The organism is Streptomyces sp. NPDC093085 (genome assembly GCF_040683935.1).
Taxonomy (GTDB): domain Bacteria; phylum Actinomycetota; class Actinomycetes; order Streptomycetales; family Streptomycetaceae; genus Streptomyces.
This window is the reverse complement of sequence record NZ_JBFBFB010000003.1, coordinates 404,492-416,394: the sequence shown is the minus strand read 5'-3', so window position 1 is coordinate 416,394 and position 11,903 is coordinate 404,492. Positions and strand designations below refer to the sequence as shown.

The following is an 11,903-nucleotide window of genomic DNA, read 5'->3' as shown; positions in this document are numbered from 1 at the left end:
TGTGTTGGTGTCGCGGAAGGCCTGGCCGGGACCTGCCCGAGCCGCCCCGCGACACGTGCGCCACCCGAAGGGATCCGCCGTGCGTCACAAGAAGCGCCCCATGACCCGTCGTACCGTTCTCGCCGCGACGGGTCTCGCCGCCGGTACCGCCGTCGCCGTCCCGTTCCTCGCCTCGGCCGCGCAGAGCGGCGCCGGGGCCCCCGCGGCTGCGCCCCCGCGGACCCGGACGGCGCGGGTGCCCCGTACCCGTTCGGCGTCGTTCTCGGGGGCCGAGGCGGCGGCCGTGGAGTCGGCGGAGTTCCCCGTCGAGTTCGTCGCGGTCGCCTGGACCGGGGCGCCGCGCGGCGCCGCCATCCGGCTGCTCGACGAGAACGGCACGGCCGGCGCGTGGCAGCCGCTGAAGCCGGTCTGCGCGGCGGGCGCCGACGGGGACGCCGGGGACCCGGCACGGCGGGTGAGCGCGCTGGTGGCGACCGGCGGGGCCGCCGGGTACGAGCTGCGGATGCCGGACGGGGCGACCTCCGTACGGTCCGCCGCCATCGACACCGTCCACGGCCCGTCCTTCGAACTCTCCGTGCCCGCCGGGACGGCGACGTTCCGGGGCATCGAGTTCATCACCCGGGCCGGCTGGGGCGCCGACGAGTCCCTCCGCTTCAAGGAGGACGGCACCGAGAACTCGCCACAGACCTACTACCCGGTCCAGACGCTGACCGTGCACCACACGGCCGACGCCAACGGCAAGACCGACCCGGCCGCCGCCGTCCGCGCGTACTACCAGCAGCACGCGGTCGAGAACGACTGGGGCGACATCGGCTACCACTTCCTCATCGACGAGGAGGGCCAGGTGTACGAGGGCCGGTTCACCGGCGACGACGGCATCCCCGCCCACAACGCCGAGGGCCAGGCGGTCACCGCCTTCCACACCTCCGGCTTCAACTCCGGCAACATCGGCATCGCGGTCCTCGGCTCCTTCGACGAACAGGACCCGACCGCCCCCGCCCGCGCCACCCTGACCCGCCTGCTCGCGGCCCTGGCCGACTACCACGACCTCGACCCCGAGGCCGCCGTCACCTTCGTCAACCCCGTCAACGGCGTCACCAAGGACGTCCGGACCATCGGCGGCCACCGCGACTGGCTCGCCACGGAATGCCCCGGCACCACGCTGTACGACACCCTCCCGACCCTCCGCAAGGACGTCGCGGCGGCACGCACCGGCGCCTGAGGGCGCGTACCACGGGACACGGGAGGGGGCGTACCGCCGCGTGGGCGGTACGCCCCCGGGTGCGTGGGGCCCGTCGCGACGGGCAGGACTCCTCTACGCTCGGTCCGAGGACGCAAGATCGGGTGAGTGCCGAGCGGGGCGTTGTGCCGAGGTGACGGGAGACGGCGATATGGCGATGCCGGGACGGAGGAGCAGTACGTTCACGCGGCTGCTCCGGCACGGGTTCATCGATCCGTCCGCCGCCGAGCGGCTGCTCGATGTGGCCGGGATGGCGTCCGTACGGGCCGATCCGCTGCTGCTCGACGCGCTCGGGCAGACCGCTGATCCGGATCTCGCGCTGCGGGGGCTGGTGCGGCTGGTGGAGGCGGCCGGGGAGGAGGAGCGGCGGCGGTTGCTCGATACCGTCATCGCCGCCAAGCCGTTGCGGGACCGGCTGCTCGGGGTGCTCGGGGCCTCCGAGGCGCTGGGGGATCATCTGGCGCGGCATCCGGAGGACTGGCATGTCCTGGTCACCTATGAGCAGGCCGATCTGCATCCTGGGGTCGAGGAGTTCGAGCACCGGCTCGCGGAGGCCACCGACCCGGTGTCGTTGCGGGTCGCCTATCGGCGGGCGCTGCTGGCCATAGCGGCGCGGGATGTGTGCGGTACGGCCGATGTCGCCCAGATCGCGGCCGAGCTGGCGGACCTGGCCACCGCCACGCTGCGGGCCGCGCTCGCCATCGCCAAGGCGGCCGCGCCCGAGGACGCCGCCGCGTGCCGGCTCGCCGTCATCGCCATGGGGAAGTGCGGCGGGCACGAGCTCAATTATGTCTCTGATGTCGATGTCATCTTTGTGGCCGAGCCTCCGCTCGGTGCCGAGCCCGGCGACGGGTCGAAGGGGGCGCTCCAGGCCGCCACTCGGCTTGCCTCGCATTTGATGCGTATCTGCTCGGAGTCCACGGTCGAGGGGAGTATTTGGCCTGTTGACGCCAACCTTCGTCCCGAAGGCCGTAACGGGCCGCTGGTGCGGACTCTCAGCAGTCATCTGGCTTACTACCAGCGGTGGGCCAAGACGTGGGAGTTCCAGGCGCTGCTCAAGGCGCGGCCCGTGGCGGGGGATCCGGTGCTCGGGGCCGAGTACGGCGAAGCCCTCGCCCCGCTGGTCTGGCAGGCCGCCGAGCGGGAGCACTTCGTCTCCGATGTGCAGAAGATGCGGCGCCGTGTCATCGACAATATTCCGGCGGGACAGGCCGAGCGTGAGCTCAAGCTCGGGCCCGGCGGGTTGCGCGATGTCGAATTCGCCGTGCAGATGCTCCAGTTGGTGCACGGGCGCAGCGATGCCTCGTTGCGGGTCGGGTCCACGCTGGAAGCGCTGGGCGCGCTCGCCGCCGGCGGGTATGTGGGGCGGGCCGACGCCGCCCAGCTCGACGAGGCGTACCGCTTCCTGCGCGCCATGGAGCACCGCATCCAGCTCTACCGGCTGCGCCGCACCCATCTCGTCCCCGAGGACGAGGCCGACCTGCGCCGCCTCGGCCGCTCCCTCGGGCTGCGCGGCGACCCCGTCGCCGAACTCGACAAGGCGTGGCGGCTGCACGCCTCCGCCGTACGCCGCCTCCACGAGAAGCTCTTCTACCGGCCGCTCCTCGACGCGGTCGCCCAGCTCGCCCCCGGCGAGATCCGGCTCTCCACCAAGGCCGCCGGGCAGCGCCTCGAAGCGCTCGGGTACGCGGACCCGGTGGCGGCGCTGCGGCACCTGGAGGCGTTGTCGTCGGGCGTCAGTCGTAAGGCGGCTATTCAGCGGACCCTGCTGCCCGTCCTGCTCGGCTGGTTCGCGGACTCCGCCGACCCCGACGCCGGGCTGCTCGGCTTCCGCAAGGTCTCCGACGCGCTCGGCAAGACCCCCTGGTACCTGCGGCTGCTCCGGGACGAGGGGGCCGCCGCCGAGAACCTGGCGCGGGTCCTCTCCGCCGGGCGGCTCGCCCCCGACCTGCTGCTCCGCGCCCCCGAGGCCGTCGCCCTCCTCGGCGACCCGGGCGGGCTCACCCCGCGCACCCGGGACCACCTCGAACAGGAGGTGCTCGCCGCCGTCCAGCGCGCCGAGAGCGCCGAGGGCGCCGTCGCCTTCGCGCGCGGGGTCCGCCGCCGCGAGCTGTTCCGTACCGCCGCCGCCGACCTCATCGGTTCGTACGGTACGGAGGACTCCCCGGCCGAGGAGGACCCGGGCGCCCTGGTCGACCGGGTCGGCGGTGCCGTCACCGACCTCAACGCGGCCACCCTCGCCGGGGCGCTCCGCGCCGTCGTCCGCGACCAGTGGGGCGACACCCTGCCCACCCGGTTCGCCGTCATCGGCATGGGCCGCTTCGGCGGTCACGAACTCGGGTACGGCTCCGACGCCGATGTGCTCTTCGTCCACGAGCCGAGGGAGGGGGTGGGGGAGGAGGAGGCCGCGCGGGCCGCCAACGCCGTCGTCGGAGAGATGCGGCGGTTGCTTCAAGTTCCCACCTCCGACCCGCCGTTGCTGATCGACGCGGATCTGCGGCCCGAGGGCAAGAGCGGGCCGATGGTGCGCACGCTGGCCTCGTACGCCGCGTACTACCGCCGCTGGTCCCTGGTGTGGGAGAGCCAGGCCCTGCTGCGCGCCGAACCGATGGCGGGCGACGCCGAGCTGGGCCGCCGCTTCATCGAACTCGTCGACCCGCTGCGCTACCCGGCCGGCGGGCTCGGGGAGGAGGCCGTCCGGGAGATCCGGCGGCTCAAGGCGCGGATGGAGACCGAGCGGCTGCCGCGCGGTGCCGACCCCACCCTCCACACCAAGCTCGGCCGGGGCGGGCTCTCCGACGTCGAGTGGACGGTGCAGCTCCTCCAGATGCGGCACGCGGCCGAGATCCCCGGGCTGCGCACCACCCGGACCCGCGCCGCGCTCGCCGCCGCCCGGGACGCCGGGCTGATCGGCGCGGAGGAAGCGGCGATCCTGGACGACGCCTGGGTGCTGGCCACCCGGGTCCGTAACGGCGTGATGCTGGTACGAGGCCGCCCCGGGGACACCTTCCCCTCGGACGGGCGGGAGATGGGCGCCATGGGGCGTTATCTCGGGTACGCCGCCGCGCCCGCCGGGGCCGCGTTCGGCGGGCCTGCCGGGGGTGGCCCCACCGGACCCGAGCGCGCCGGGGCCGAGCGCTCCGGCGATCCGCAGGGGGCCGCCGGAGCCCCCGCCGCGCTCAACGGCGGGGTGAGCGGCGGGATGCTGGACGACTACCGGCGTACGACACGACGGGCTCGCGCGGTGGTGGAGGAGCTGTTCTACGGGACGACGCCCTGACCGGAGGGTGCGTCGGCCGGGCCGGCAGCCGGGCCGGGAGGGCGCCGTACCACCCGTACGAGAGCCCGAAGCCGAACGCCAGGCAGACCATGCCGCCCACCGCGTCCAGCCAGAAGTGGTTCGCGGTCGCCACGATGACCAGAAGGGTGAGCGCCGGATAGAGCAGGCCGAGGATCCGTACCCAAGGAGCCGACGCCAGCGCGAAGATGATCAGACCGCACCAGAGCGACCAGCCGATATGTATCGACGGCATGGCCGCGTACTGGTTCGACATGTTCTTCAGATTCCCCGACGCCATCGACCCCCAGGTGTGGTGCTGGACGACCGTGTCCACGAAGTGCCCGCCGGTCATCAGCCGGGGCGGCGCCAGCGGGAAGAGGTAGTAGCCGAGGAGGGCCACGGCGGTGGTCGCGAAGAGCGCGAGCCGGGCGGCGGCGTACCGGCCGGGGTGGCGGCGGAAGAGCCATACCAGCACCGAGACCGTGACGATGAAGTGGAGCGTCGCGTAGTAGTAGTTCATGGCGACGATCAGCCACGTCACCGAGTCCATCGCGTGGTTGACGCTCTGCTCCACGGCGATGTGCAGGGTGTGTTCCGTGCGCCAGATCCAGTCGGCGTTGCGCAGCGCCTGGGCGCGCTGCTCCGGGACGGCGTTGCGGATGAGCGAGTACGTCCAGTAACTCACCGCGATCAGCAGGATCTCGACCCAGAGGCGCGGCCGGCGGGGAGCCGTGCGACAATTGTGCGATTTCACCCTGGATTCACCCATAGTGCGAGAGTCTGCCAGATATATGCTCTCCGGCCGATCATCCTTCGGGTGGGTCCCCGGCGCACACGCGGCACGCACGGCGCACGCGCCGGTGCGGTGTGTGCGATGGTGCTGTGTGATCGGGGGAATCGGGGCGTCGTACGGTGTGATCAGGAGCGGTGCGGGGCCGAGGCCGTCGAGCCGCGTACCACCAGCTCCGGCATGAAGACGAACTCGCTGTGCGGGGCGGGCGTCCCGCCGATCTCCTCCAGCAGCGTACGGACCGCCGCCTGCCCCATCGCCGGCACCGGCTTGCGGATCGTCGTCAGCGGCGGGTCCGTGAAGGCTATGAGCGGCGAGTCGTCGAAGCCGACCACCGACAGGTCGCGCGGCACCTCAAGACCGGCCCGGCGCGCGGCCCTGATCGCGCCGAGCGCCATCATGTCGCTCGCGCACACCACCGCCGTACACCCCCGTTCGATCAGCGCGGACGCCGCCGCCTGACCGCCCTCCAGCGTGAACAGCGACTGCTGGATCAGCTCCTCGCACTCCGCGTCGCCCACCCCCAGCAACTCCTGGAGCGTGGCCCGGAACCCCTCGATCTTCCGGAGTACGGGCACGAACCGCTTCGGCCCGACCGCCAGCCCGATCCGCTGGTGGCCCAGCGCGACCAGATGCGTCACCGCCAGCCGTACCGCCGCCCGGTCGTCCGGGGAGATGAACGGCGCCCGCACCTTCGGCGAGAAGCCGTCCACCAGGACGAACGGCACGCCCTGGGCGCCCAGCTTCTCGTATCTGCGCATATCGGCCGAGGTGTCGGCGTGCAGCCCCGAGACGAAGATGATCCCGGAGACGTCCCGTTCGACGAGCATCTCCGTCAGCTCGTCCTCGGTCGAGCCGCCGGGCGTCTGCGTCGCCAGCACGGGCGTGTACCCCTGGCGGGTCAGCGCCTGCCCGATGACCTGCGCCAGCGCCGGGAAGATCGGGTTCTCCAGCTCCGGGGTGATCAGGCCGACGAGCCCGGCGCTGCGCCGCCGCAGCCGTACGGGGCGTTCGTAGCCGAGAACGTCGAGCGCGGCGAGTACGGACTCACGGGTGGTCGCGGCAACACCGGGCTTGCCGTTCAGAACGCGGCTGACCGTCGCTTCGCTGACCCCCGCCTGAGTTGCGATATCGGCAAGCCGTGCGGTCATGGGAGTGGACTGTACCGGTCGGCTTGCGGATTGCCCACAGCGCGGTGACCCCGGTCGGCAAATTCTTGCAAGTTCTTGCGAACCGGCCCCGCGGCGGGGACATGGTCAACCCGGCAGGGCGGCATGGGCGGGCGACGCGACGGGCAGGACACATGGCGGTAACGATCGGGGGACCTTGCGGAAATCTTCCGCAAGGTCTTTCGGCCTTCTTGCATCGCTGTTACGTTCACGTCCGACCGGGCGCCGCGACGGAGCGGTACGGCAGTTGAAGGAGTTCGGATGCGACGTGGCATAACGGCCGCCGCCCTGGCCGGGGTTCTGGCCCTCGTGGCGACCGCCTGTGGCGGCGACGGGGAGACGGGCGGCGCGAAGAGTTCGGGCGGGGAACTCTCCGGAACGGTCACCTGGTGGGACACCTCGACCGTCGGCAGCGAGGACAAGGTCTTCAAGAAGCTCGCCGAGGGCTTCACGAAGGAACACCCCAAGGTCGAGGTCAAGTACGTCAACGTGCCGTTCGGGGAAGCCCAGAACAAGTTCAAGAACGCCGCCCAGTCCGGCTCCGGCGCCCCCGACGTCATCCGCTCCGAGGTCGCCTGGACCCCCGAGTTCGCCGATCTCGGCTACCTCGCTCCGCTCGACGGCACGGCGGCGGTCGGGGGCGCGAAGGGCGAGGAGGGCGAGAAGGACTTCCTGCCGCAGGCCGTCGCGTCCACCAGGTACAACGGCAAGACCTACGCGGTACCGCAGGTCATCGACTCCATGGGCGTCTTCTACAACAAGAAGATCTTCAAGGACGCGGGGGTCGAAGTTCCCAAGACCGTCGACGAGTTGAAGACCGTCTCGAAGACCATCAAGGAGAAGACCGGGAAGACCGGGCTCTATCTGCGCGGCGACGACGCGTACTGGTTCCTGTCGTTCCTGTACGGCGAGGGCGGCAACCTGGTCGACGCCGGCTCCAAGACCGTGACGGTGGACGACGCCGCGGGCGTCAAGGCGATGACCGTCGTCAAGGACCTGGTCGACTCCGGCGCTGCCAAGACCGACGCCACCGACGGCTGGGAGAACATGCAGGCCGCCTTCAAGGACGGCGACGTCGCGATGATGATCAACGGCCCCTGGGCGGTGGCCGACACGTACGGCGGCGCGCAGTTCAAGAACAAGGCCAACCTCGGCATCGCCCCCGTCCCCGCGGGCTCCGCCGGACAGGGCGCGCCCCAGGGCGGCCACAACCTCGCGGTGTACGCGGGCTCCCAGAACCTCGACGCCTCGTACGCCTTCGTCCAGTACATGACCAACGCGCAGAGCCAGGCGACCGCGGCGAAGGAGCTGAGCCTGCTGCCGACCCGTACCTCCGTCTACACCCGGCCCGAGGTCGCCGGCAACGAGATGGTCGGCTTCTTCAAGCCCGTCGTGGACAAGGCGATCGAGCGCCCCTGGATCCCGGAGGGCGGCAGCCTCTTCGCGCCGCTGGTCACCGAGTACACGAAGGTCCTCACCGGCCAGACCTCGCCGGACCAGGGCGCGAAGGCGACGGGGGACGCGTACCGGAAGCTGCTGAAGGGCTGGAAGTAGCGGGCCCGGACGGGGAGTTGGACGGGCAGTCGAGCAGGTAGGCGGAGACAGGAAAGGAAGGCCGGCTGATGGCGGTCCACACCAGCCAGTCGGCGGCGCGGGTCACGGGCGGGGAGACCGCCCGTGACCGGGGCGGCGCCGGCGCACCCCCCACACCAGGGGGGCCGACCGGCGCGCTCCGGCGGGCCCTGGCCACGCACTGGTACGCGTGGACCATGGTCGCCCCGGTCGTCGTCGTGATCGGCGTGATCATCGGATACCCGCTGGTGCGCGGCGTCTATCTCTCGCTGACCGACGCCAACGAACGGAACGTCGAACGCTCCATCGGCGTCAACCACCTGCCCGCCACCTACGAGTTCGTCGGGCTCGACAACTACGCGAGCGCGCTCACCGGCGGCCAGTTCCTCTCCACGCTCGGCTGGACGCTGGTGTGGACGGTCTCCTGTGTCTCCCTCACCTTCACCCTCGGCCTCACCCTCGCCACCATGCTCAACCGGCGGATGGCGGGCCGCTCCCTCTACCGGATGCTCCTCATCCTGCCCTGGGCGGTCCCCGGCTTCGTCTCCGTCTTCGCCTGGCGCTTCCTCTACAACGAGGACCGGGGCTTCCTCAACAAGCTGCTGGCGGGCGGCGGTATCGACGCCGTGCCGTGGCTCAACGACCCGACCTGGGCGAAGTTCTCCGTCATCGCCGTCAACATCTGGCTCGGGGTGCCCTTCATGATGGTCGCGCTCCTCGGCGGACTCCAGTCCATCCCGGGCGAGATGTACGAGGCGGCCGAGATGGACGGCGCGGGCCCCTGGCAGCGGTTCCGCCACATCACCCTGCCGGGGCTGCGCGCGGTCAGTACGACCGTCGTGCTGCTCTCCACCATCTGGACGTTCAACATGTTCCCGGTGATCTTCCTGCTGACCCGGGGCGGCCCCGGCGACGCGACGCAGATCCTGGTGACGCAGGCGTACAAGTTCTCCTTCGAGATCAGCCCGCGCGACTACGCGCAGTCCTCCACCTGGGGTGTGCTGATCCTCGTCCTCCTGATGCTCTTCGCCGCGGTCTACCGGCGAGTCCTCCGCAAGCAGGGAGATACCTGGTGACCTCGGCCCCCGTAACCGCCTCCGGCCCCGTACCCGCATCCGGCCCCGTACCCGCCAATGCCGCGCGCCGTGGCCGGCGTTCGCCCGCCGCCTCGGTCGGGCTGCACCTCACGCTCACCGCCGCCTCGGTGATCGCGGTCTTCCCCGTGCTCTGGGTCCTGCTCACCTCGCTCAAGCCGGCGAGTTACGCCACCACCACGGACTTCTTCAAGGACCCCACCCTCGTCAACTACACCAACCTGCTGCGGGACACCCCGTTCCTCACCTGGTTCGGCAACTCGCTGCTCGTCGCCGCCCTCACCACCGTGCTCGGCGTCTTCGTCTCCGCCACCACCGGGTACGCGGTCAGCCGCTTCCGCTTCCCCGGCAAGCGCGGGCTCATGTGGACGCTCCTGGTCACCCAGATGTTTCCGGTCGCCGTCCTCATCGTCCCGATCTACAACATCATGTCGGGGATCGGGCTGCTCAACGACCCGGCCGGGCTCGTCATCACGTACCTCACCATCGCCGTGCCGTTCTGCGCCTGGATGATGCGGGGCTTCTTCGACACCATCCCCCGGGAGATCGACGAGTCCGGGATGGTCGACGGGCTCACCCCCTTCGGCACCTTCTTCCGGCTGATCCTGCCGCTGGCCCGGCCGGGGCTCGCCGTCACCGCGTTCTACTCCTTCATCACGGCGTGGGGCGAGGTGGCGTACGCCTCCGCGTTCATGGTCGGCGACGAGAACCTGACGCTCGCGGGCGGCCTCCAGAAGTTCGTCAACCAGTACGGCGCCCAGTGGGGCCCGATGACCGCCGCGTCCGTCCTGATCGCGATCCCGGCGGCGCTCGTCTTCCTCTTCGTCCAGCGCCATCTGGTGACGGGGCTCTCGGCGGGAGCCGTCAAGAGCTGAGCGCACGTACGTCACCACCTCCGCCACCGCCATCGTCACCACCTCCGCCACCGCCACTGTCACCACCTCCGCCACCGTCGGCAACTCCGGGCCCACCCGCCCCCAGACACTCAGGGACGACATGACCCAGCACCTCGCTGCCCCCCTCTCCGGCACGTCCGACGACGACGCCCCGGACCACCGCCCCGGCTGGTGGCGGGACGCGGTGATCTACCAGGTCTATCCGCGGAGTTTCGCCGACGGCAACGGTGACGGGATGGGCGATCTCGACGGGGTACGCCGCCGCCTCCCCTACCTCAGGGACCTGGGCGTCGACGCCGTCTGGCTCAGCCCCTTCTACGCCTCCCCGCAGGCCGACGCCGGATACGACGTGGCCGACTACCGCGCCATCGACCCCATGTTCGGCACCCTCCTCGACGCCGACGCGCTGATCCACGACGCCCACGCGCTCGGCCTCCGGGTCATCGTGGACCTCGTACCCAACCACTCCTCCTCGGAGCACGACTGGTTCCGCAGGGCGCTGCGCGAGGGCCCCGACTCCCCGCTCCGCGACCGCTACCACTTCCGCCCGGGGAAGGGTGCGGACGGCGAACTCCCACCCAACGACTGGGAGTCCGTCTTCGGCGGCCCCGCCTGGACCCGTACCACCGACCCCGACGGCACCCCCGGCGACTGGTACCTGCACCTGTTCGCGCCCGAGCAGCCCGACTTCAACTGGGACCACCCGGCCGTCGCCGACGAGTTCCGCTCCATCCTCCGCTTCTGGCTCGACATGGGCGTCGACGGCTTCCGGGTCGATGTCGCCCACGGGCTGGTCAAGGCGCCGGGCCTGCCCGATGTCGGCGCCGCCGACCGGCTCCGGCTGCTCGGCACGGCCGACGGCGGCACGCCCTTCTTCGACCAGGACGGCGTCCACGAGATCTACCGGCAGTGGCGGCGCATCCTGGACGAGTACCCCGGAGAGCGGATCGCCGTCGCCGAGGCGTGGACGCCGACCGTCGAGCGTACGGCCCATTACGTACGCCCCGACGAACTCCACCAGGCGTTCAACTTCCAGTACCTCTCCACCTCCTGGGAGGGCGCGGCGCTCCGCGAGGTCATCGACCTCTCGCTCGCCGCGATGCGCCCGGTCGGCGCCCCCGCGACCTGGGTGCTCTCCAACCACGATGTCACCCGCCACGCCACCCGCTTCGCCGGCCCGTCCGGCGCCCCCACCCCCACCCAGACCCGCGACCCCGGCGACCGCACCGTCGGCCTCCGCCGCGCCCGGGCCGCGACGCTGCTGATGCTGGCGCTCCCCGGCTCGGCCTACGTCTACCAGGGCGAGGAACTCGGCCTCCCGGATGTCACCGACCTCCCCGACGAGGCCCGCCAGGACCCCTCGTACTTCCGCGCCGACGGCCAGGACGGCTTCCGCGACGGGTGCAGGGTGCCGATCCCCTGGACCCGGGAAGGCGGCTCGTACGGCTTCGGTACGGGCGGAAGCTGGCTCCCCCAGCCGCCGACGTGGGGCGGCCTCTCGGTGGAGGCCCAGACCGGCGACCCGGACTCCACCCTGGAGCTCTACCGGTCCGCGCTCGCCATCCGCAAGGCACACCCGGGGCTCGGCGCGGGCACGGCGGTGGAGTGGCGCGACGCCCCCGCCGGCGTCCTGTCCTTCACCCGTCCCGGCTTCGCCTGCACCGTCAACACGACGGGAACGCCGGTACGCCTCCCCGCCCCCGGCCGCTTCCTGCTGGCGAGCCGCCCGGCGGGGACGGAGCCGGCGCCCGGCGAGGAGTTCGAACTGCCGGCGGACACGACGGTGTGGTGGTCGCTGTAGCGGCCGTTCCCACCCCTGCGTAACCCCCCAGGACGCACAACCGGTTCCACCCGCACCACAG

At 71.5% G+C, this 11,903-nt stretch carries 8 protein-coding genes; 6 read left to right on the top strand and 2 right to left on the bottom strand.

Annotated elements, in window-relative coordinates; genetic code table 11:
• Positions 1-100: 100 nt before the first annotated feature.
• A complete protein-coding gene (locus AB0O07_RS12600) occupies positions 101-1,222 on the top strand; it encodes a peptidoglycan recognition family protein (protein ID WP_365631131.1) in 1,122 nt (373 codons plus the stop codon).
• A gap of 169 nt (positions 1,223-1,391) precedes the next feature.
• Positions 1,392-4,520, top strand: a complete 3,129-nt coding sequence (locus AB0O07_RS12595) for a bifunctional [glutamine synthetase] adenylyltransferase/[glutamine synthetase]-adenylyl-L-tyrosine phosphorylase (protein ID WP_365631129.1) — start codon at positions 1,392-1,394, stop codon at positions 4,518-4,520.
• Here AB0O07_RS12595 and AB0O07_RS12590 read toward each other — a convergent pair.
• Together AB0O07_RS12590 and AB0O07_RS12585 are read right to left on the bottom strand one after the other, a co-directional pair.
• Complete coding sequence (locus tag AB0O07_RS12590; RefSeq protein ID WP_365631127.1) at positions 4,420-5,289, bottom strand: phosphatase PAP2 family protein; 870 nt, start codon at positions 5,287-5,289, stop codon at positions 4,420-4,422. The genes AB0O07_RS12595 and AB0O07_RS12590 overlap by 101 nt on opposite strands.
• 149 nt (positions 5,290-5,438) lie before the next feature.
• Positions 5,439-6,461 carry a LacI family DNA-binding transcriptional regulator gene (locus AB0O07_RS12585; RefSeq protein ID WP_365631125.1) on the bottom strand — a complete coding sequence of 341 codons (1,023 nt, stop codon included), beginning with the start codon at positions 6,459-6,461 and terminating at the stop codon, positions 5,439-5,441.
• 279 nt (positions 6,462-6,740) lie between these two features.
• On the opposite strand from AB0O07_RS12585, the gene AB0O07_RS12580 reads away from it, so the two are divergent.
• The 4 genes from AB0O07_RS12580 to AB0O07_RS12565 all read left to right on the top strand — a co-directional run bounded on the left by AB0O07_RS12580 (position 6,741) and on the right by AB0O07_RS12565 (position 11,842).
• On the top strand, positions 6,741-8,033 hold the full coding sequence (locus AB0O07_RS12580) for an extracellular solute-binding protein (RefSeq protein ID WP_365631123.1): 1,293 nt from the start codon (positions 6,741-6,743) through the stop codon (positions 8,031-8,033).
• Between the two features lie 68 nt (positions 8,034-8,101).
• A complete protein-coding gene (locus tag AB0O07_RS12575; RefSeq protein WP_365631121.1) occupies positions 8,102-9,127 on the top strand; it encodes a sugar ABC transporter permease in 1,026 nt (341 codons plus the stop codon).
• A gap of 101 nt (positions 9,128-9,228) precedes the next feature.
• Positions 9,229-10,020: a carbohydrate ABC transporter permease gene (locus AB0O07_RS12570; RefSeq protein WP_365631564.1), complete on the top strand. Its 792-nt coding sequence runs from the start codon at positions 9,229-9,231 to the stop codon at positions 10,018-10,020.
• Between the two features lie 121 nt (positions 10,021-10,141).
• Positions 10,142-11,842 (top strand): alpha-amylase family glycosyl hydrolase, encoded by a 1,701-nt coding sequence (locus AB0O07_RS12565; protein ID WP_365631119.1) that lies wholly within the window; start codon positions 10,142-10,144, stop codon positions 11,840-11,842.
• Positions 11,843-11,903 lie beyond the last annotated feature (61 nt).